Annotated in this window: 17 protein-coding genes; 6 read left to right on the top strand and 11 right to left on the bottom strand. The window is 72.6% G+C overall.

Annotated elements, in window-relative coordinates:
- Positions 1–101: 101 nt before the first annotated feature.
- The 3 genes from KBX26_RS18565 to xylA form a co-directional block, all read right to left on the bottom strand.
- The gene (locus tag KBX26_RS18565) at positions 102–1,535 is read right to left on the bottom strand and encodes an MFS transporter (RefSeq protein ID WP_030333287.1); all 1,434 of its coding nucleotides are present in this window, start codon (positions 1,533–1,535) and stop codon (positions 102–104) included.
- A 93-nt stretch (positions 1,536–1,628) separates the two neighbouring features.
- Positions 1,629–3,056, bottom strand: a complete 1,428-nt coding sequence (gene xylB, locus KBX26_RS18560; protein WP_210865991.1) for a xylulokinase — start codon at positions 3,054–3,056, stop codon at positions 1,629–1,631.
- A 9-nt stretch (positions 3,057–3,065) separates the two neighbouring features.
- Entirely contained in the window at positions 3,066–4,253 is a 1,188-nt protein-coding gene (xylA, locus tag KBX26_RS18555) for a xylose isomerase (protein WP_030333283.1), read from the bottom strand.
- 78 nt (positions 4,254–4,331) lie between these two features.
- On the opposite strand from xylA, the gene KBX26_RS18550 reads away from it, so the two are divergent.
- Both KBX26_RS18550 and KBX26_RS18545 read left to right on the top strand, forming a co-directional pair.
- Entirely contained in the window at positions 4,332–5,570 is a 1,239-nt protein-coding gene (locus KBX26_RS18550; protein WP_210865990.1) for an ROK family transcriptional regulator, read from the top strand.
- Between the two features lie 120 nt (positions 5,571–5,690).
- Positions 5,691–7,301 (top strand): PP2C family protein-serine/threonine phosphatase, encoded by a 1,611-nt coding sequence (locus tag KBX26_RS18545; protein ID WP_307857849.1) that lies wholly within the window; start codon positions 5,691–5,693, stop codon positions 7,299–7,301.
- Between the two features lie 46 nt (positions 7,302–7,347).
- Here the strand turns inward: KBX26_RS18545 and KBX26_RS18540 are convergent, their stop codons facing one another.
- Positions 7,348–8,013, bottom strand: a complete 666-nt coding sequence (locus tag KBX26_RS18540) for a MarR family winged helix-turn-helix transcriptional regulator (RefSeq protein ID WP_245233658.1) — start codon at positions 8,011–8,013, stop codon at positions 7,348–7,350.
- A 58-nt stretch (positions 8,014–8,071) separates the two neighbouring features.
- On the opposite strand from KBX26_RS18540, the gene KBX26_RS18535 reads away from it, so the two are divergent.
- Positions 8,072–9,202 carry a PP2C family protein-serine/threonine phosphatase gene (locus KBX26_RS18535; protein WP_030333275.1) on the top strand — a complete coding sequence of 377 codons (1,131 nt, stop codon included), beginning with the start codon at positions 8,072–8,074 and terminating at the stop codon, positions 9,200–9,202.
- Positions 9,203–9,209: 7 nt separating this feature from the next.
- On the opposite strand, the gene KBX26_RS18530 is transcribed toward KBX26_RS18535, so the two are convergent.
- The 7 genes from KBX26_RS18530 to KBX26_RS18500 all read right to left on the bottom strand — a co-directional run bounded on the left by KBX26_RS18530 (position 9,210) and on the right by KBX26_RS18500 (position 17,717).
- Positions 9,210–10,691 carry a sugar transferase gene (locus tag KBX26_RS18530; RefSeq protein ID WP_030333273.1) on the bottom strand — a complete coding sequence of 494 codons (1,482 nt, stop codon included), beginning with the start codon at positions 10,689–10,691 and terminating at the stop codon, positions 9,210–9,212.
- Between the two features lie 217 nt (positions 10,692–10,908).
- Positions 10,909–12,663, bottom strand: coding sequence for a substrate-binding domain-containing protein (locus KBX26_RS18525; RefSeq protein ID WP_210865989.1), 1,755 nt, complete (start codon positions 12,661–12,663; stop codon positions 10,909–10,911).
- A 157-nt stretch (positions 12,664–12,820) separates the two neighbouring features.
- Positions 12,821–13,858: a lactonase family protein gene (locus KBX26_RS18520; protein WP_210862249.1), complete on the bottom strand. Its 1,038-nt coding sequence runs from the start codon at positions 13,856–13,858 to the stop codon at positions 12,821–12,823.
- A gap of 87 nt (positions 13,859–13,945) precedes the next feature.
- Positions 13,946–14,548 (bottom strand): ATP/GTP-binding protein, encoded by a 603-nt coding sequence (locus tag KBX26_RS18515; RefSeq protein WP_030333268.1) that lies wholly within the window; start codon positions 14,546–14,548, stop codon positions 13,946–13,948.
- Positions 14,529–14,915, bottom strand: a complete 387-nt coding sequence (locus KBX26_RS18510; RefSeq protein WP_210862248.1) for a DUF742 domain-containing protein — start codon at positions 14,913–14,915, stop codon at positions 14,529–14,531. The genes KBX26_RS18515 and KBX26_RS18510 overlap by 20 nt, the downstream gene beginning before the upstream one ends.
- On the bottom strand, positions 14,905–15,327 hold the full coding sequence (locus KBX26_RS18505; RefSeq protein ID WP_030333266.1) for a roadblock/LC7 domain-containing protein: 423 nt from the start codon (positions 15,325–15,327) through the stop codon (positions 14,905–14,907). Before KBX26_RS18505 ends, KBX26_RS18510 begins: the two co-directional genes overlap by 11 nt.
- A complete protein-coding gene (locus KBX26_RS18500) occupies positions 15,327–17,717 on the bottom strand; it encodes a nitrate- and nitrite sensing domain-containing protein (protein WP_210865988.1) in 2,391 nt (796 codons plus the stop codon). The genes KBX26_RS18505 and KBX26_RS18500 overlap by 1 nt, the downstream gene beginning before the upstream one ends.
- A gap of 317 nt (positions 17,718–18,034) precedes the next feature.
- Here KBX26_RS18500 and KBX26_RS18495 point away from each other — a divergent pair, with 317 nt between their 5' ends.
- From KBX26_RS18495 to KBX26_RS18485, 3 genes are all read left to right on the top strand, one after another.
- The gene (locus KBX26_RS18495) at positions 18,035–18,628 is read left to right on the top strand and encodes a hypothetical protein (RefSeq protein ID WP_030333264.1); all 594 of its coding nucleotides are present in this window, start codon (positions 18,035–18,037) and stop codon (positions 18,626–18,628) included.
- Between the two features lie 11 nt (positions 18,629–18,639).
- The gene (locus KBX26_RS33245) at positions 18,640–19,740 is read left to right on the top strand and encodes a hypothetical protein (protein WP_210865987.1); all 1,101 of its coding nucleotides are present in this window, start codon (positions 18,640–18,642) and stop codon (positions 19,738–19,740) included.
- A gap of 197 nt (positions 19,741–19,937) precedes the next feature.
- Positions 19,938–21,596, top strand: coding sequence for a sodium:solute symporter family protein (locus KBX26_RS18485; RefSeq protein ID WP_210862199.1), 1,659 nt, complete (start codon positions 19,938–19,940; stop codon positions 21,594–21,596).
- Positions 21,597–21,610 lie beyond the last annotated feature (14 nt).

Here is a 21,610-nt window from a genome sequence, read left to right as displayed (position 1 = left end):
TCTAGTGGCCTCCGTCCGCCAGGAGGCGACTAAAACCAGGAAGTAGCGCGATCTTCAGGTTGGCGCGCGGAGTCAGGTGCGCGGGGCGGGGTGCTGGGGTGTCAGAGGCGGTCGGCTCGGTTGTGGAGCAGGTCGTGCACGTTGTCGATGTCCGCCGGTGAGGTCCGCGAGGCGAGCCAGTACATGACACCGGTCGGGATGAAGAAAAGCTGGAACGCGGCCAACCCGACGGCGAAGTTCAACGGTGGCGGGAATGCCGTTCGCAGCGCCTGGAAGGCCACCCCGACCAGCCCGTTGCCGGCCGCGCGACCGACACCGTTGACGAGGTTGCCCAGGCTGTAGACAGTGCCCCGGTGCTCCGGCGGGTTGACGTCGGCGATCAACGCGAACCAGTTCGGCGAGTTGGCCGAGGTCAACGCGAGCGCCACGATCGCGGTGAGCAGGCTCAGCCCGACCGACGGCTCGGTGAACACACTGGCCAGCACCGCGCCGACCACCGCGCCGCCGCTCGCGCCGTCCGGCACGTCGATGGTCACCGGGACGAAGAACAACACCAGGTAGAACGGCAGCGCGGCGAGGATGCCGACCGAGGCGACGAGTGCGCGCCCCCGCGGTGTCCGCCGCTGCACCGCGTCGCCGATCAACCCACCCACGATGGACAGCACCCCGCCGAGCTGGAACAGGGTGGCGAACACGCTGCCCACCACCACCGCCGTGGACGTCGAGTAGCCCTGGGCCTCGGCCCGTTCGGCGAAGAGCACCGGCAGCCAGACCAACGAGCCGAACGCGGCCTGCGCGGTCAGCCCCTGCAGGATCAGCCACCGGTTGGTCCGCCGGGCCAGGATGCGCGGCAGGTCGGCGCGGCTGATCCGGTAGTCGTACTCGGCACCGGCGTCGAGCCTGCCGGCCAGTTCCGGCTCGCTCTGGCCCCGTCGGATGTCGTACGTGAAGAAGTAGGCGAGGGTGGCGACCAGGCCGACGCCGGTCAACAGCAGGAACGGCCGCCGCCAGTCGGCCGCCCCGAGCAGCCCGCCGACGAGCGTGCCGGCGAGGGTGCCGATGCCCTGGGAGAGGCCCCAGAAGCTCATCACCAACCCGCGCCGGGTCGGCGAGATCAGGTCGGTGACCACGGAGAAGCCCACCGAGCCGACCGCGCCGAGGCCGACCGCCGCGACCAGCTGCGCGGACAGGAACGTCAGGTAACCGCCGGCGAGCGCGCTACCGCCGGTGCCCGCCGCCCAGAGCAACGTGCCCACCATGAGCAGCGGCTTGCGGTTGGTGCGGTCCCCGACGTACGCCCAGCCGACGGCCGCGACCGAGCTGACCAGGAAGCTGACCGCGGTGACCACGCCGAGCAGCCGCCCGGACACGTCGAACGCGTCGGAGATCGGGCCGTACAGCGGGGGGACCAGCCCGATCGCCACGTTGTCCAGCGAGGCGAGCAGCACGAACACCACGACGCTGTACAAGCGGTGCGCCGGCCCACCGCCCCGACCGTGCGCGCGCAGGCCGGGCCCGCCACTGGTCACCGTCATGACCGGCAGCCAACCAGACTCCGTGCGGGCGCGCGTCACGCGGGTGGCCGCCGGTCACCGTCGACCGGCGGCCACCCGCACAGATCGCGACGCTCAGCGTCGGTCGAGCACCAACCCGCGGGCCGCGGCGTACTGGTCGCGGACGGCGGGAACGGCCGCTGCCGCGTACTCCTCGGTGCCCTCGACCGCCCAGGTCGGCGGCGCGGCACCGCCCAGGGCGACCCAGGCGGCCTGTCGGGCGGCCCCGTCGGCGACGTACTCGCCGGCCGGCGGGACGACGACCGGGCAGCCGAAGACCTGCGGGGCGATCTGACGGACCGCGGCCGACCGGGCTCCGCCGCCGATCAGGATGACCCGGCGGGCGACGGCACCCTGCGCGATCAACGCGTCCAGGCCGTCGGCGAGCGCGCAGAGCATGCCCTCCACGGCGGCCCGCGCCAGGTGCGCCGGGGTCGAGGTGCGCAGGGTCAGCCCGTGCACCGCGCCGGTGGCGAGCGGCCGGTTCGGCGTCCGCTCACCTTCCAGGTACGGCACCATGACCAGCCCGTCCGCCCCGGCGGGGGCGGAGAGCGCCAGCTGGGCCAGCTCGTCGAGGTTGACGCCGAGCATCGCGGCGGCGGCGTCCAGCACCCGGGCGGCGTTGAGCGTGGCGACCAGCGGCAGGAAACGACCTGACGCGTCGGCGAAGCCCGCCACCGCGCCGCTCTCGTCGCCCGCCGGCACGTCCGCGACGCTGAACACGGTGCCGGAGGTGCCGATCGAGACGATCACGTCACCCGGCCCGGCACCGACACCGAGCGCGGCAGCGGCGTTGTCCCCGGTGCCCGCACCGAGCAGCGCCCCACCCGACCCGCCCAGGTCGTCGGCGAGCTTTCCCGCCGACTCCGCCGGACCGAGCACCTCGGGCACCACCAACCGCCGACCGAAGCCCTGCTCCAGCAGGTCCAGTCGGTAGTCATCGGTGGCCGGCGACCAGTAGCTGGTGCCGCTGGCGTCGCCCCGGTCGGTACGCAGCGCGCCCAACCCCGGTGCGCCGGCCAGCCGCCAGGTCAACCAGTCGTGCGGCAGGCAGACGGCGGCCACCCGGGCCGCCAGCTCCGGCTCGTGCCTGGCCAACCACCGCAGTTTGGTCAGGGTGAAGCTGGCCACCGGAACGCTGCCGGTCGCCTCGGCCCAGAACCGGCGCCCGGCCGCGCTGCCGCCGGCCTCCTCGATGAGGTCGGCGGCGGCGTCGGCGGATCGGGTGTCGTTCCACAGCAGCGCCGGGCGGACCACCCGGCCGTCCTCGTCGAGACACACCATGCCGTGCTGCTGGCCGGCGACGGAGATCGCCGCCACGTCGGCGAACCCGCCGGCCTGGTCGGCGGCGCTGCGCAGCGCCTGCCACCAGGCTTCCGGGTCGACCTCCGTGCCGTCCGGGTGCGGTGCCCGGCCCTGCCGGAGCAGGGCACCGGTCTCCGCGTCCCGGATCACCACCTTGCAGGACTGGGTGGACGAGTCAACGCCTGCGACCAACGGCATGGCGGGGCCTCAGCGGGCGCCGAGCAGGTGCTCGACGGCGAGCTGGTTGAGCCGGACGAAGGCGAAGCCCCGGGCGGCGACAGCGTCCACGTCGACATCCTCGAACGCGGACCGGTCGGCCAGGAACTCCTCGTAGCCCTCGCCGTCGCCGAGCGTCGGCGTGCTCAGCTCGCCGACCTTGCTGGCGGCGAGCGCCTCGATCACCTCGGGGTCGGCACGGAACGCCGCCGCGCGCTCCTTGAGCAGCAGGTACGTGCTCATGTTGGCCGCCGCGGACGCCCACACGCCGTCCATGTCCTCGGTACGCGACGGCTTGTAGTCGAAGTGCCGGGGACCGTCGTAGGTCGGCCCACCGTTCGGGCCACCGTTCTCCAGGAGGTCCACCAGGGCGAACGCGTTCATCAGGTCACCGTGGCCGAAGACCAGGTCCTGGTCGTACTTGATGCCGCGCTGGCCGTTCAGGTCCAGGTGGAACAGCTTGCCCTGCCAGAGCGCCTGGGCGATGCCGTGGGCGTAGTTGAGCCCGGCCATCTGCTCGTGCCCGACCTCCGGGTTGAGGCCGACCATCTCCGGGTGCTCCAACTGGGAGATGAAGCCGAGCGCGTGCCCGATGGTGGGCAGCAGGATGTCGCCGCGCGGCTCGTTGGGCTTGGGCTCCAGCGCGAACCGCAGGTTGTAGCCCTTGTCGATGACGTACTGGGTGAGCAGGTTGACGGCCTCGCGGTAGCGGTCCAGGGCGGCCTGGACGTCCTTGGCGAGGTCGTACTCGGAGCCCTCGCGGCCACCCCACATGACGAAGGTGCCCGCACCCAGCTCGGCGGCCAGGTCGACCTGGCGCAGCACCTTGCGCAGCGCGAAGCGGCGGACGTCGCGGTCGTTGCTGGTGAAGCCGCCGTCCTTGAAGATCGGGTGGGTGAAGAGGTTGGTGGTGACCATCGGCACCACCAGGCCGGTCTCGTCGAGGGCCTTGCGGAACCGGGCGATGTGCTGGTCACGGGAAGCCGCGTCGGCGCCGAACGGGATCAGGTCGTCGTCGTGGAAGGTGATGCCGTACGCGCCCAGCTCGGCGAGCCGGTGCACGGCCTCGACCGCGTCCAGCTCGGGGCGGGTGGCGTCACCGAACGGGTCGCGGGCCTGCCAGCCCACGGTCCAGAGCCCGAAGGAGAACTTGTCGGCGGGGGTGGGACGGGGTGCCATGAGCGACCTCCGGGGTGGTGGTGTCAGGTATTTGTTCAGCGATTGAATTATTTGCCCACCCTATGGCACTGTCAAGGGGTGAGCCTCACCCACGCCCCGGCCGGCGCAGTCCGTCAGGGCAGTCTGCGCGAGCTCAACCTCGCCCTGGTCCTCGGTCGGATCGCCGCGGCCGACCGACCCCCCTCCCGAGCCGACCTGGCGACCGCCACCGGCCTGACCAGAGCCACCGTCTCCGCTGTCGTCGAGGACCTGCTCGGCGGTCGGCTGGTCAGTGAGTCCGACCCCGCGCCCCGCTCGGGCGCCGGCCGGCCGGCGCGCGGGCTGGTCCTGGCCGAACAGGGGCCGGCCGGGCTCGGCCTCGAGGTCAACGTCGACTACCTGGCGGTCTGCGTGGTGGACCTCACCGGCCAGGTGCGGCACCGCACCGTGCACCGGGCCGACCTGCGTCCGGTGGCCCCCGCCGACGCCCTGGCCCACCTGGTCGAGATGGCCGGGGCAGCCCGCGACGACGCCGCCCACCAGGGCCTCACCCTGGTCGGGGCCGCGCTCGCGGTGCCCGGCCTGGTGGACGACGACGGGCTGGTCCGGCTCGCGCCGAACCTCGGATGGTCCGACGTGCCGGTGCCCGCGCTGCTCGCCGAGCACCCTCCGCTGGTCGAGCAGGTGCCCGGGGTCCCCGCGTTGACGGTGGACAACGAGGCCAACCTCGCCGCGCTCGGCGAGCTGCACTCGCAACCACCCGGCCCGTCCAGCTTCCTGCACATCTCCGGGGAGGTGGGCATCGGCGCCGGCATCGTGCTGGACGGCGCGCTGTTCCGCGGCGTACGCGGGTGGAGCGGTGAGATCGGGCACCTCCCGGTCCACCCCGAGGGCCGTCCGTGCCGCTGCGGCGGGCAGGGCTGCCTGGAGCAGTACGCCGGCCAGGAGGCGATCGTGTCCGCCGCCGGGCTGGCCCGGGCGGAGCTTCCCGCGGACACCGCGACCGCCCGGTTGGCCGAGTTGGCCGAGGCCGGTGACGGCGACGCGCTGCGGGCGCTGCACGAGGCCGGAACGGCGCTCGGCGTCGCGGTGGCCGGCGTCGTCAACCTGCTCGACCTGGACACCGTGGTGCTCGGTGGCGGTTACGCCGCGCTCGCACCCTGGTTGTGCCCCCCGGTCCTCGCCGAGATCGACGCCCGGGTGCTCACCGCCGCCTGGTCGCCGGTAACGGTCCGGCCGTCGACGCTCGGTGCGGAAGCCGCAGCGGTGGGGGCCGCCGGCTCGGTGGCCCGCCGGATCATCGCCCAGCCCGCCGGCTGGCTGGCCCGCTCCGGCTGATCGCCGCCCCCGCGCCCCCGTCGGCACGGATCGGTACCCTTGCACTCAGGCAACGATCCCCGGTGAGGAGTCGAGAAGCAGCATGCGCACACGTCGCCAGACGCGAGCTGGCGTCCGGCGGTGACCACGACCCGGCAACCCGGCGGCACCCCGCTGCCGGCCGACGACCGGTTGGCCCGCGAGCTGCTCGACGGGCTCGCCGAGGCCGTGCTGACGACGGACCGGACCGGCCTGGTCACCCTGGTCAACGCCATGGCGGCCGAGCTGCTCCCGGAGATCGAGGCCGGCACCGGGCTGGCCGACTGCCCGGTGGCGGCCCTGGCCCGGGCGGTCGTCACCGGCGCCGACCGCTTCGACGCCGACCACCACGGCCGGCGACTGCGTGGCGTCCGGCGCCAACTCGCCGGCTCCCGGTGGGCGTGGTATGTCCGCGACGTCACCGAGGAGCACGCCCGCGCCGACGCCCTGCTCGCCGAACGCTCCCGCACCGCGTTCCTCGCCCGGGCCGGCAGCCGGCTGGCGCTGGCCCTGCACCGGGACCAGGTCCTCCTGTTCGCCACCACACTCGCCGTCCCCTACCTGGCCGACGTCGCCGTGGCACTGCCCCGACCGACAGCGCCAGCCGAGCCACACGCCAGGTGGATCCGGTACGCCGACGGTGATCCGGCCCCGGTCACCGGGCTGGCCGGTCCCGCGCTGGCCAGCGCCGTGCCCGGTCTCGCCGAGGCGCTGGCCGGCGACCGCGCCGAGCCGGGCCGCTGGCCGGACGCCCCGCTCACCGACCTGGCCGACCTGCTGCCGCCCGGGTTCGGCCCCCCGGGGGCGGTGCTGGCCAGCCCCCTGCTGAACGCCAGCGAGTCGACCGGCGCCCTGCTGCTCATCCGTCGGCCCGGGCGGGCCGGTTTCGAACCACGCGACGTGGAGCTGGCCCGGGAGTTCGCCGCCCGCGCGGGTGCCGCGCTGGCCACCGCCGACCTGCACAGTGAGCAGGCCCACCTGGCCCAGGTGCTGCAGAGCAGTCTGCTCCCGCCCGAGCTGCCCGCCGTGCCCGGCGTGACGATGGCCGGCGGCTACCGGGCAGCTGGCGACACCCTGCGCATCGGCGGGGACTTCTACGAGGTGTTCCCGCACCCCGAGGGCGCCCTGTTCGCGCTCGGCGACGTGTGCGGCAAGGGCGTGGGCGCCGCCGTGCTGACCGGCCGGGTCCGCCAGTCGTTGCAGACGCTGCGGCTCGTCGAGCGACGCCCCCTGGAGCTGATCCGCCTGCTCAACCAGGCGCTGTTCGACGCGCCGGACGCCGCGCGTCGCAGCCAGTTCACCACAGTGCTGCTCGGTTCCCTGGACCGCGGGCCCACCGGACTGGACATCCGGATCGCCGGCGGAGGGCACCCGGCGCCACTGCTGGTCACCGCCGACGGCACTGTCACCACCGTCCCGGTCGGTGGCATGCCGGTGGGGGCGCTGACCGCCGCCCGGTTCGCCGAGGCGAGGGTGCACCTCGATCCCGGCGACGTGTTGCTCGCGTACACCGATGGGGTGACCGAGGCGCGCGGACCGCGCGACACGGCGATGTTCGGTGAGGCCCGGCTGCGGGCCGCGCTCGTGGCGGCGGCCGGGCAGCCACCGGCCGCGCTGATCGACCGGGTGCTGCGGGAGGTCGACGACTGGCTGGACGGGCAGGCCCACGACGACATCGCGATGCTGGCCGTGGGCGCGTCGACGCCGGCCTGACCGACGGCGACCGACCGGCCTGACCGACGGCGACCGACCGGCCTGGTCAGGCGGTACGTGCCACCGGCGGGTCGCCGGCCGGCCACTCCCGGGTGCTGCCGGCCGTCGGATCCGGACCGCCAGCGGCGCCCGCCCACAACCCACGGGTCTGCCGCGCCGAATCGACCGACCAGTCCCCCGACCGCCCACCGGGCTGGTCCGGGCCGTCCGGCCAGTCCCCCGGGCCCGGCGGCTCCCCGGGCGTCGCCGGCCGCTGCTCCTGCTGGCGACGCGCGGTCTCGTCGAACTCCCGCATTCCGCGCAGCAGCGCGTCGCGGCCCTCCCGGCTCATCCCGGTCAGCACGGCGTCGAGTTGGGCCCGGCGGTTGGCCCGTAGCTCGGCGAGGAGCCGGCGGGCCTCCGGGGTGAGGTGCAGCGAGATCTCCCGCCGGTCGAAGCGGCCCGGCTCGCGCTCCAGCATGCCGGCGGCGACCAGCCGGTCGCAGAGGCGGCTGGCGGAGCTGAGCAGCATGTCGAGTCGGGTGGCGAGCCGACGCAGGTTGATCCCGTCGGCCTGCTCCACCACCATCACTGCCCGTAGTTGGGCACCGGAGACCCGGTTGGCGGTCCCCTCCCGGGCAGATTCCCAGATCCCGAGCAGGGCAGCGGCCGCCGCGTCCAGCGCGGCAGCCATACTCGTCTCGGGGTCCGTCGGACGGTTCAGTTCGGCCATGGTGGCCCGAGAGTACTCCGAACCCACTGGTGGTCGAGCTTTCAGCGAGGGAGTGACGATGAGCAAACCGGTCGATCGGGCACGACGTGCCCTGAACGAGACACCAGCTGACCGGCTCGTCGGTGGAATCGGGGACGTGCTCGCCGGGTCGTACGGGATCACCGACGTTGAGCTGTACCAGGTCGACTACCGGCTCGCGGAGTTGCTGCCACTCACCGACGGTGACTCGATCACGAGCCCCGGGCACCCCGCCTGGCGCGCCTTCGACCACCAGTCGCCGCTACTGACCGACGGCGTCGCCTGGATGCCGGTCACAATGCGCGGCGAGCGCCGAGGGGTGCTGCGCCTGTCGCCCGTGCCGGACGACCAGGAGGTCGTCAACGCGCTGGCCGAGGTCGCCACCGCGCTCGCGCACGAGGTGGCGGCGGTCTCCGCCGGCACCGACGTCTACCGGGCGGCTCGGCGCACCCAACGCCTCACCCTGGCCGCCGAGATGCAGTGGGAGCTGCTTCCCGGCCGCAGCCGGATCCGTCCCTCGTTCAGCCTGGCCGGGCAGTTGGAGCCGGCGTACGCCGTGCGCGGCGACGGCTTCGACTGGTCTGACGACGGGGAGCGGCTCTGGTTGTCCACCATCAACGGCACCGGTGAGGGCGTGGCTGCCTCCCTGCTCACCTCGCTGGCCACCCACGCGCTGCGCAACGCGCGACGGGCCGGGCTGAGCCTGGCCGACCAGGCCGCCCTCGCCGATCAGGCCATCTACGACCTGTACCGGGGCGAGCAGCACCTGTCGGCGTTGCTGATGGAGCTGGACCTGCGCTCCGGGATGATGACAGTGGTGGACGCCGGGTCGCCCCGACTGGTCCTGCTCCGCGGCGGCGAGGTCAGCGAGCAGCCGCTGGAGGCGCAGTTCCCGCTGGGCATGTTCGAGGCGACCGACTACCACGAGCAGAAGTTCCCCCTGGAACTCGGCGACCGGGTCTTCGTGGTCAGCGACGGGGTGGTGGAGGCCACCGGTCAGCACATGCGCTACGGCGAGACGGCACTGGACCGGTTCCTACGGCGGACCGGGCCGATGGCACCGCTGGACGCGGTCCGGTCGCTGATCGGTGATCTGCGCGCGTTCGTGGCCGGTGACCTGGTCGACGACGCGGTGGTCGTCTGCCTGGACTGGACCGGCCCGCAGCCGTGACCTGTGGTCAGTACGCTCCGCGGCCGTTCAGCACCGCGCCGAAGGTCTTCCAGAGAATGGTGAGGTCGGCGGTGAGGGACCAGTTCTCCACGTAGTAGAGGTCGAGCCGGATGCCGTCCTCCCAGCTCAGGTCGGAGCGGCCACTGACCTGCCACAGGCCGGTCATGCCGGGCTTGACCAGCAGCCGCCGGGCCACGTCACCGTCGTAGCGGGCCACCTCCGAGGGCAGCGGCGGGCGCGGCCCGACCAGGCTCATCTGCCCCAGCAGCACGTTGACCAGTTGCGGCAGCTCGTCCAGTGACCATTTGCGCAGCAGCCGGCCGACGCGGGTCACCCGGGGGTCGTGGCGCATCTTGAACATCAGGCCGTCGGTCTCGTTGCGGGCGGCCAACTCGGCGAGCAGCGCGTCCGCGTTCACCACCATGGTGCGGAACTTGAACACGCCGAACTCCTGCCCGCCCCGACCGACCCGGACCTGCCGGAACAGCACCGGACCCCGGCTGTCCAGTTTGATGGCCAGGGCGATGAACGCGATGAGCGGCAGCAGCACCGCCAGCGCCAGCGACGAGACGGACCTGTCGACGAAACCCTTCACCAGTTTGCGAACGCCGCGGAACTCGGGCGCCTCGACGTGGATCAGCGGCAGTCCGGCGACCGGGCGGGTGTGGATCCGCGGGCCGGCGACGTCGGTCAGCGCGGGTGCCACGACCAGGTCGACGCCGGTCCCCTCCAACTGCCAGCCGAGGCGACGCAGCCGGGTCGCGGTCAGCTCACCCGAGGCGGTCACCGCGACAGTGTCCGCGCCGATCGCGGTGGCGGCCTCCGGGATGCCCCGGAACGACCCCACCACCGGCACGTCACCCAGCCGCTGCGCCACCGGCGCGAGCAGCGCGTCCGGGATGCAGGCGCCCACCACCTGGTAACCGGCGTACGGCTCGCGACGCAACGTGTGGACCAACTCCAACACGTGGGCGGTGTCGCCGACCACCAGCACCTTCCGGGACCAGCCCGCGCCGAGCGAGCGGGCCCGGTGCAGCCGCTTGCGGGCGGCGAACCGGGCCACCTCCAGCCCGACCGTGCCCACCGCGAAGGAGATGCCCAGGAAGCCCCGGGAGACTCCGACGTCGGCGATGTAGCCGATGATGGCGATCGCCCCGGCCAGGCGCAGGCTGGCGGAGCTGACCCGCCGGTACTCGTCCGCCCCGTAGCCGATCACCCGGTCGTCGTAGCAGCCGAGGGCCTTGAGCGAGATCAGCCAGGCCAGCACCAACCCGGGGGCGACCAGCACGTACGGGATCTCCGAGCCGGTCGGCTCGCCCTCACCGAAACGGGTGACGTACCCGATCAGCAACGCGATGATGAGGATGGTGGTGTCCAGCACCACCAGCACCCGGACGTAGGACCGTTCGTCGGCTCGTGCCAGCAGCCCGGTGCGTTGACCATCGGGCTCCGCCGACGTGGCGGGGGTCAACAGTGTCGCCACGCTCACCGGCCCTCCCACTCTGTACAGGATGGCCCCGGCCAACGGGTCGGACCGGAGGCGGACCGACCATGCCGGAACAGTCGACATCCTGCCCTGACAACTATGACTGCCGATTGCTTCCGACGTATTGCCGTCACTTTTCTTCAACAACTGGCGGGCCGAAAAGGGGCCTGCCACACCGGATCGACGGGTGTGGCAGGCTCCTCGACCGCTGAGCGTCGGATCAGCGGGGTGCTGGCGGGCGCCGCGCGATGGCGCTGAGGAAGATGCTGCCGATCTCGCTCGGATCCTTGGTGACGAAGACGTCGCCACCGGTCACCTTGGTGATCGACTCCAGCTCCGCCTTGCTGACGCCCTCACCGATACCGATCATGATGACCTGGACCGGCCGCTCCGGGTCGGCGGCCTGCTTGAGCTTGCCGAGCAGCTGCTGCTGGTTGAGACCGTTGTCGTCCTCGTTCTTGCCGTCGGTGAACAGCACGATCGAGTTGACCCGGCCGGGCTGCCAGTTTTCCTGGACCGCCTGGTACGCGGCAAACATCGTGTCGTAGAGGCCGGTGTCGCCGCTGGAGGGCTTGATGGTCGCGAGCGCGCCCTCCAACTGGCCGCGCTGGCCGGAGAGCGGGCCGATCGGGACCAGCTCCCGGTAGTCCCGGTTGCCGACGAGCTGGGTGGAGAAGGTCCACAGACCGATCGACCAGGAGTCGTCGAAGAGGCTGAGGCCACGACGGGCCGCGTCGACAGTGACCTCCTCCCGGCTGCGGTTGTTGGCGGAGGGCACCGGCTCCTTCATCGAGCCGGAGACGTCGATGACGGCGAGCATCCGACCGGACTGGGTGGCGATCGACCAGCTGGAGACGACCCGCTGGATGGCGGCCGGGTCCAGGCCACCCGCTGCGGTGCCGCCGTTCGCCGGTGCGGTGGGCGCGCCGCCGGCCGGGCTCGGCGCACCCTGCGGCGCCTTGAAACCCTCGCCCCAGTTGCCGTCCGGCGCACGCAGCGACTGCGCGGCGAGCCGGTTACGGAAGGTCGGGCTGGTGAGCAGTTCGAACAGCACCTTGGCCGCCGACGCCTTGCTCGGCTCGATGCCGGGCAGCACCGCGTACGGGTAGTCCAGCGGCATCGGCGCCGGCTCCATGTAGAGCGCGGCGAGCGGCACCGGCGGCTTCTTGCTGTTGTACGCGATCACGTCTTCTTCGGACAGGGCTGCCGCACCGAGACCACTGGCGATGGACGTGGAGTCGTTGGCAGTGGGGAAACGGGCCAGCAGGTCGTTGCGGAGCGAGGAGCGGCCGGTGGCCAGTGCGCGCAGCGCGCCGACGGTGTTGCGCTGGGCGTCGCCGCCGGCCGCGCTGGCGGCGGCGGTCAGCGAGAGCAGTCCGGACAGGCCCGCCGCGTCGCGGGTCGGCTCGACGATCCCGGTCCGCAGCGGCGTGCTGCTGTTGACCTGCTTGAGCAGGTCGGTCCAGTTGAACTTCTTGTCCGGCCAGCCGAGCCGGGTGGCGATCGGCTCGGGCATCGCGACGACGATCGGGCTGCGCGCGATGGACGCGCCGTTGGTCGGAGCGAACGCCGTCGCGTCCTTCTTCAACCGCAGCAGCCAGGTCGAGGAGTCGGGCACCCAGACGTCGGGGCTGACGGCGGTGCCGCTGGCCTGCCCCACGCCGGCGAGCACCGCGCCGTGCTTGGCCGCCACCACGGCCGCGACGTCGACCGGGTCGGACGCGGAAACGTCGACCCGAATGCAGGTCGGGCCTACCGCCGCGCCGTCCTTCACCCACTGGGACGCCGCCGCGTCCACCGCTGGCGCGAGTTCGGAGGCGACCGCCACGGCGAGCCGGATCTCCCCCGAGCAGCTGGGCTGGATCAACTCCCGATAGCCGAACCACGCGCCCGTCGTGACGACGAGCACCCCGACCGTTGCGGCGGCGGCGGCTAGGTGGAGTTTCGAACGCATGCGATGGCGGCCTGCTGACACGGTGACCATCTTGCGTACTAGGTGCCGTCTCTGCCACATCCGTTCGGACTAAAGTTACGCAGGAGAAACAGTTGACCTCTCTTTTGCAACACAGAGTGACGTAGCAGCCTCGTGGCGTTGCCAAACGAGTGCGGCGCTCACGTCTCTAAACCATCGTTCAGGGCAAAACGCACGTCGGACTCGGCACCGGAACCGGCTCGCCGACCGCCTCCGGGACGCCGGTTTCGGCGTCGCGCCGGAACACCCGCACCATGTCCGCCCGCTCGTCGGCGACGTAGAGGTGCTCCCCGATCAGGGCGAAGTGCCGGGGCCACTCGCCACCGGTGTCCACTTCGGCCACCAGCTCGGGCAAGTCCCCGGCCAGGGTGAAGACCGCCACGGTCCCCGCCCCACGGTTGGCGACGTGGAGGAAACGGCCGTCCGGGGTGACAGCGACCTCCGACGGTTGGACGTGGCCGGCCCGCTCGCTCGCCTCGACCCGCCCGCGTTGGTGCAACGCGCCGTCGTCGGTCAGCTCGTACGCGGTGACCGAGGCGTCCAGCTCACCGACGAGGTAGCAGCGCCGTCCGTCCGGGTGCCGGGCCAGGTGCCGGGGACCGGTTCCGGGCGCGGTCCGCATCCGCGGCGCACGCGGCACCAGTCGTCCGGTCGCCGCGTCCAGGTCGTACCGGTAGACGGAGTCGGTGCCGAGATCCACGGCGAGGATCGGCCCCCGGCCCGGTCCCGGCGAGACCATGTGGGCGTGGGCGTGGTCCTGGCGCTCCGGGTCGGGGCCGTGGCCCTCGTGCACCACCAGGTCGGTGCGGTCGCCGGGCACGCCCCGCGGGTCGAGTGGGAAGACCGCGATGCTGCCGCTGCCGTAGTTGGCCGCCAGCAGGTGATCGCCGCCGGGCAGCACCGCCAGGTGGCAGGGCTCGGCCCCGGCGGTCGACCGGCTGCCGAGCGGGTCCAGCGCGCCGTCCGCACCGACCTGCCAGGCGCTGACCTCCCCGTCGGTCAGCTCGTTGACCGCGTAGAGCACCGGCTGGGTGGGGTGCCGCGCCAGGAAGGACGGGGACGGGGTGACCGCCACCGTGCCGAGCGGGGTCAGCGCCCCGGTCGTCGGGTCGCGACGTGCGGCGACGATGCCGCTGCCCCGTCCACCGCTCTGCGCGGTGTAACAGCCGATGTGGACGACCTCACCCTGACCGCTCACGTACCACTCCTCCGCCGGCATCCTCCGTTGATCCAACCAGAGCGTGCCCGCGTTGCCCGCCCGTTAACCCGCTTTCCGGCCCGGTTCTCAGGCGGCCGGCACCGGCTCACCGCGCTGCCGGGCCACGTGCTCCACCAGAGAGATCAACACCATCTTCCCGGACTGCCGGTCCCGGGCGTCGCAGAGCACCATCGGCACCTCCGGGTCCAGGTCGAGCGCTCGGCGTACGGTCTCCAGGTTGAACCGGCGGGAGCCGTCGAAACAGTTCACGCCCACCACGAACGGGATGCCGCGCTGCTCGAAGTAGTCGATGGAGGGGAAGCAGTCGGCCAGTCGCCGGGTGTCGGCGAGCACCACCGCGCCGAGCGCGCCGAAGGCCAGCTCGTCCCAGAGGAACCAGAACCGGTCCTGACCCGGCGTGCCGAACAGGTAGACCTGCAGGTCGTCGTTGATGGTGATCCGGCCGAAGTCCATCGCCACCGTGGTGGTGGACTTGCCCTCCACGCCGGAGATGTCGTCGGTGCCGATCCCGGCCCCGGTCAGCACCTCCTCGGTCTGCAACGGACGGACCTCGCTCAGGGCGCTCACCAAGGTCGTCTTGCCGGCCCCGAAGCCTCCCGCGATGAGGATCTTCAGTGCCAGCGGGATGGTGGTGCTGGTGCCCACCTGGTCACAGCGCACGGAGTCCACTGACCACCGCCTTGAGGATGTCGTCGTCGGGAAGGATGCCGGCTTTCGGCGGCTCGTGCACCGCGACCAGGCCTTCGGCGAGGAGATCACCGAGCAGTACCCGGACCACGCCGACAGCGAGGTCCAACTCGGCCGCCAGTTCGGCCACCGACACCGGCCGGCTGGCCAACGCGACGAGCCGTCGATGCTCGGGCAGCAGGTGCGCCTGACCCGCCGGGTCGACGTCCGCCGCCACCACGAACGCGACCAGGTTGAAATTGTCGACGGCGGAGCGTACCCGGCCCCGGGTGAGCGTGTACGGGCGCATCACCGGGCCGGCGTCACCGTCCAGCCACTCGTGCTGCGGCCCGGGCGGCTCAGTCCGCATCTCCGGCGTCCGCTGCCGATCGGGCCGGTGCGGCGAGGCTCTCCCCCACCCGGATCACCAGCATCGCCATCTCGTACGCGACCAGCCCGATGTCCGCGTCGGCGTCGCTCACCACGGCCAGGCAGGCGCCCTGCCCGGCGGTGGTGACGAAGAGGTACGCGGCCTCCATCTCCACCACCGTCTGTCGCACCGGGCCGCCGTCCACGTGCCGGCTGGCGCCGCGGGCCAGGCTGGAGAACCCGGCGGCGAGCGCACAGAGGTGCTCGGCGTCGGAGCGTTCCAACTCGGCCGAGCAGCCGAGCAGCAGGCCGTCGGCGGAGAGCACCACCGCCTCCCGGGCGGCCGGTACCCGTTGCACCAGTTCGTCGAGCAACCAGTCGAGGCCGGCGCTCTGCTTCGTCGAATGCCGCACTAGGCGTCCCTCTCAGTCGCGGTCGGTGGTTCGGGGCTCGTCGGCGGGTCGGTGGGTGCCGTCGGGACCGCGCTGCCGGTCGGCGTCGTCGGGCCCGTTGACGGCGGTGCCGTCGGGGTGACGGCGGTGGCACGGCCGCGCGCCGTGCCGGCCTGCAGCGCCGCCATCACCTGGCGGACCTCCTCGGGCGAGCGGGGTGACGGCGTGTCGCCGACTGTCGACCGGGGTTGGGCGGCGGGGGTCCGGCGGCGCACCCGGCGGGGCAGCCCGTCCAGCTCGTCGTCCGGCTCGTCGGAGGTCGCCGGCCCCTCGTCGGGCGTGCTGGCCGGCGCGGTGACCGAGGTCGGCGCGCCGGCGGGCGGGGCCGGCGGGGCCGTGCTGCCGGTCGGGGCCGTCGGTGGGCGGGTACGGGGTCGGGTCACCGCGCCCCGGCGTGCCGTCCGCACCAGTCGCCGGCCCGGGTCGGCCGACGCGGCGCCGAGCGTGGCCGGGTCGGGGCCGGCCGGCGGTTCGGTGGTGATCAGGTCGCCGGGGAGCAGCACCACGGCGGTCACGCCACCCTCCCCCGACGGCCGCAACCGCACCCGTACGCCGTGCCGGGCCGCCAGCCGGGCCACCACGAACAGGCCGAGTCGGGCGCTCTGCGCCGGGTCGAACTCCGGCGAGCTGGCCAGCCGGGTGTTGGCGGTCTCCAGCGCCGTGTCGGACATGCCCAGCCCCTGGTCGGTGATCTCCAGGGCGTACCCGTTGGCCACCTGCGCCCCGGTGACGGTGACCCGGGTGTCCGGCGGAGAGAAGGCGGTGGCGTTCTCGACCAGCTCGGCGAGGAGGTGGATGACATCGCCGACGGCCCGCCCCAGCACGCCGGCCGGTTGCACGTTGGTGATGTCCACCCGTTCGTACGCCTCGACCTCGGAGATCGCGCCACGGATCAGGTCGACCATCGCGACCGGGTTGCGCCAACCGCGGCCGGGGGCGGAGCCGGCGAGGATGACCAGGTCCTCGGCGTGCCGGCGGAGCCGGGTGGCCAGGTGGTCGACCTGGAACAACTCGGCCAGCTCGTCCGGGTCCTCGCTGCGCCGCTCCATCCGGTCCAGCAGGTGCAGCTGACGGTGCACCAGGCTCTGGCTGCGTCGGGCGATGTTGAGGAAGACCTCGTTGAGCCCGCGCCGCAGGGTGACCTCGTCCACAGCGGCCTGCACGGCGGTGCGCTGCACCTCGGTGAAGGCGCGCCCGACCTCGCCGATCTCGTCGTGGCCGTACTCCAGCGGCGGCGCCTCCCGGGCGACGTCGACCTGCTCGCCACGGCGCAGCCGGGTCACCACGTCGGGCAGCCGGTGCTCGGCCAGCTCCAGCGCGGCGGTGCGGACGCCGCTGAGCCGCCGGACCAGGGTGCGGCCGACCCGCAGCGCCACCAGCACCGAGACGACCACGGCGACGAGCCCGAGCACCCCGGCGGCGGCCAGCCGCACCAGGATGCGGACCGCCATCGGCACCGAACGGTCGGTGAGGGCGTCCGCCTCGGACAGCTCGAAGTCCCGCAGCTGCTGCTGCACCGCGTCCTGGCTGGCCTGCCAGGCCGCCGCGTCGACCGCCGGTCGGCCGGACCGGCTGGGTACGACCAGCGCGTCCTGCATGGCGCGCAGCCGGGTGAACGCCTCGCCCTCGGTCAGTCGTTGGTACGCGACCCGGCTGCTCTCGGGCAGGTCGGCCACGGCGCTCTCGGTGAGCCACCGTTGGTTGCCGATGGCCTGGACGAGCTGGGTGTGCTCCCCCTCGGCGAACCGTCCGGCGGTCAGCGCGCCGGCCAGCAGCGCGTCGCTCTGGCCGAGCAGCTCCCGGGAGCGGCCCAGCGCGGTGAGCGCCAGGGCCTGCCGGTTGATTCCCGGGTCGGTCAGGGTCGCCATGCCGGCGAACGCCTGGAAGGCCGCGGAGACCATGCCGCTGTACAGGTTGAGCGCGCCGGCCCGGTCCACCTTGCGGTCGTCGATGAACGTCCGCCCGCTGGGCAGCGCTGCCAGGGCGGTGATGAGCTGGTCGATCCGGGTTTCCAGCAGGTCGTCAGCGGCGTCGCGCAGGGGTTCGCCGTCCACCCGGCGGCGCAGCTCGGCGACCGCCCGGTCGGTGCGCCCGCGCTGCTCGGCGAGGGCGGGCAGCTCGGCGTCGCCGGCGAGCTGCACCACCGAGAGCCGGCGTTCCCGTTGCAGCTCGGTGACCACCGCCTCGCCGGGGCGACCCAGGTCGTACAGGAGGGTGCGGGCGGAGAGCAGGTTCAGGGCGGGACCGAAGGTCAGGGAGGTCGCGAAGATCCACAACGCCAGGAGCGCGGTCACCGGCGCGACGACCAACGCGGTCAGCTTCGAGCGGATCGGCCAGTCGCGGGTTTTCATCAGACCTCGCCCGTACAGGGTGGCAGGAGGGGCGCCGGCACCGCCGGGCAACGCTCCGGCCGGCTGCGCGCCCGGCCGTTCGTCGGGCACCGGCGCGGGCGCCTTGGGCAGGATACGTAATCGAGAGCTGTTGCACTACCGCCTGTCGCGCCGACATCGACGCTCCGGGATGTGCGCGGGCGTGGTCCGAATCCCACTTTTCTGGAACGAGTCAGATTCTGGCAGGTGGGGCAGTTGGAGCCTCGTCAGGAAAGTGTCTCGGATCGGGATTGGCGATCACTGCGCGGAGGGAATACCAGATGACGAAGGAGGAGCCCATGTCGTCCACGCAGATAGTCGTCATCGTGCTCGTCGTGCTGGTGATCGTCGCGGTGCTGGCCGTGGCCGCCCGCTCGCTCACCAACCGTCGCGCGCTCCGCAACCGGTTCGGCCCGGAGTACGACCGGGTGGTGGCGGAGCAGGACAGCCGGTCCGCCGCCGAGCGCGAACTGCGCGACCGGGAACGCCGGCATGCCGAGCTCACGCTCACCCCACTCACCCCGGAGTCCCGGGCCCGGTACGCCGCCGCCTGGGAGGAACTTCAGGTCCGCTTCATCGACTCCCCCGGCGAGACCGTGGGCGACGCGGACGAACTGGTCACCCGGCTCATCGAGGAGCAGGGCTACCCGACCGGTGACTTCTCCGACCAGATCGCCCACCTCTCCGTCGAGCACGCCCGCACCCTCACCAACTACCGGGACGCGCACGAGATCCACCTGCGCAACTCCCGGGGCGAGGCCAACACCGAGGAGCTGCGGCAGGCGGTTGTGCACTACCGCGCACTCTTCGCCGACCTGCTGGGCGAGGAGCCGGTCGGCCAGCAGACGCCCGAGCAGCGCCACCACCCGGACCACGACACCACGAGCCGCTGAGGAGGCCACCGATGCGCCAGGAAGAGCAGCAGGTGAGCAACGACCACCCGGAGGCCGTGCGGTCCGCGCCCGTGCCGGTACCCCCGGCCGGCGACCGGTCCGGCCGCTCCGACGTCCCTGAGGACGCCCTCGACGACCGGGGCACCTTCGACGACCAAAGCACCGTCCACGACCGGACCGACGACACCGACCGGGCCGACGACACCGACCGGGCCGACGACACCGACCGGGCCGACGACACCGACCGGGATGGCGCGTACGACCCGGCCGACGACGAGCTGACCGACGACTCCGACCCACGCCACCGACGCGACGACCGGTCCACCGACGAGGGCGGTTTCCACGAGCCGGGGCCGCTGCCGACCACGTTCGGCGCCACCACTGTCGCCGACGCGGTGGCCGCCTCCGCGCTGGCCAGCCCGCGCCCGCAGGACCAGCCGGACCCCCGGGCCGAGCGGACCGCCCAGCCGGGCGACGGCGCCGAGGATGGCGAGCGGGAGGGTCTGCGCGCCGACCCGACCGCCGAGCTGCACCGCCGCGACTCGGACGTCGACGTCGACAGCACCGACGTCGACAACCGCAGCGACGTCGACGACCGCGCCGACGCGGACACGTCAGCGCGGACCGTCGTCCCGCCGGGGAGCACGAACGGCGACCCCGAGCGACGCGGCGATCTGACCGGCGATCGGGAGGCCGCCGCGGCGGGCGCGGCCGGCTACGGCAGCGCCACACCGGAGATGGTCGACCCGGACGCGGACGGCGAACCGGTCCCCGGCGACGACACCAGCCCCACGCTGGCGGCCGCCGGAACATCCCGACCCGCCGGGTCGACTGTCGCGGCCGGGCCGGCCACGCTCCTCGAACCGGACACCGCGCAGAGCTTCCGGGACCGTTGGCGGGACGTGCAGCTGCGTTTCGTCGACGACCCGAAGGCGGCTGCCGGCGAGGCGCAGTCGCTGGTGGAGGAGGCCATCCAGGCCCTCTCCTCGGCACTGGCCGCGCAGAAGACCACGCTGGGCGGGTGGCAGGACGCCGGCTCGGCCGACACCGAGCAGCTGCGCATGGCGGTCCGCAACTACCGGGACTTCCTGGACCGCGTCCTCGGTCGCTGACCCACCCCGCAGACAGGCGGCGCCCCGGCCCTGACGGCCGGGGCGCCCTCTTGCGCGCGCTGGTCGGCGCCCGGGCGCCCCCAGACCGCCCGACCGGGGTGGAACAGGACGGTTCCCACCTCCAGGCGTGAAACCGCGCAGGCGGGGTAATAGGGCGCGCGGCAACCAGCGCGGACGTCGGGACGAGGGGTGGCGGGATGGACGGCGACGGTCTCCGGCTCAACATGAACGGCCTGGACTACCTGATTCTGGCGCTGTACTTCGTCACCGTCCTCGGGGTCGGCTTCGCCGCCCGACGGGCCATCCGGACCAGCGTCGACTTCTTCCTCTCCGGCCGCTCCCTGCCGGCCTGGGTGACCGGTCTCGCCTTCGTCTCGGCGAACCTGGGCGCGTTGGAGATCATCGGAATGGCCGCGAACGGGGCCCAGTACGGCGTTATGACGGTCCACTACTACTGGATCGGCGCGGTCCCGGCGATGGTCTTCCTGGGCATCGTGATGATGCCCTTCTACTACGGCTCCAAGGTCCGCAGCGTCCCGGAATACCTGCGGCTGCGATTCAACCGCCCCACCCACCTGCTCAACGCGCTCAGCTTCGCCGTCGCCCAGGTGCTGATCGCCGGCGTGAACCTCTACGCGCTGGCCCTCGTCATGCAGGCGCTGCTCGGCTGGCCGCTCTGGACGGCGATCGTGGTCGGGGCGGCGATCGTCCTGGCGTACATCACCATCGGCGGCCTGTCCGGGGCGATCTACAACGAGGTGCTCCAGTTCTTCGTCATCCTCGCCGGCCTCATTCCGGTCACGGTGATCGGCCTGGTCAAGGTCGGCGGGTGGAACGGCCTCATGGACGCGGTCGCCGACACCAAACTCGGAGAGGCGGGCCTGCACGCGTGGCAGGACACCGGCAGCACGGCCAACCCGCTCGGCGCGCACTGGATCGGCATCGTCTTCGGCCTCGGCTTCGTGCTCTCGTTCGGCTACTGGACGACGAACTTCGCCGAGGTGCAGCGTGCCCTTTCGGCGAAGAACATGAGCGCCGCCCGGCGTACGCCGATCATCGCCGCATACCCGAAGCTGTTCATTCCCCTGGTCACGGTCATCCCCGGCCTGGTGGCCCTGGTCACCGTGAAGGGCCTCGGCGCGGAGAGCGGCGACCTCCAGTACAACAACGCCATCCCGCTGCTGATGCGCGACCTGCTCCCCAACGGCGTGCTCGGGGTGGCGGTCACCGGCCTGCTCGCCTCGTTCATGGCGGGCATGGCGGCCAACGTGAGCGGCTTCAACACCGTCTTCACCTACGACATCTGGCAGGCGTACATCCGCCGGGACCGCTCGGACGAGTACTACCTGCGGGTCGGCCGGTGGGCGACGGTCGCCGCCGTGGTGATCGGGATCGGCACCGCGTTCATCGCGGCCGGTTTCAGCAACATCATGAACTACATCCAGGCGCTCTTCTCCGTCTTCAACGCGCCGCTGTTCGCCACCTTCATCATCGGCATGTTCTGGAAGCGGATGACCGCCCTGGCCGGCTTCTGGTCACTGCTGCTGGGCACCCTGGTGTCGCTGAGCCTCTACCTGCTCTACAAGGGCGGTGTGGTCGATTTCAACTCCGACCTGGAGGAGAGCTTCTGGGGCGCCGGTCTGGCGTTCGTCACCGCGGTGGTGGTCGCGGCGATCATCACCCCGCTCACCTCGCCCAAGCGCGACGAGGAACTGCGCGGGCTGGTGTACGGCATGGGCGGCGTCGACCTGAAGGGCGACGTGCTCGCCGGGGACGCCGTCTGGTACCGCTCCCCGGTGCTGCTCGGTCTGATCGCGGTCGCGCTGGCCGCCCTCTTCTACATCCCGGTCTTCTGAGGAAAGGGGTCGGC

Origin of the sequence: Micromonospora sp. C97, from assembly GCF_018070385.1 — a bacterium.
In the GTDB taxonomy this organism is placed as follows: Bacteria; Actinomycetota; Actinomycetes; order Mycobacteriales; family Micromonosporaceae; genus Micromonospora; species Micromonospora parva.
This window is presented reverse-complemented; position numbering and strand designations above follow the sequence as displayed.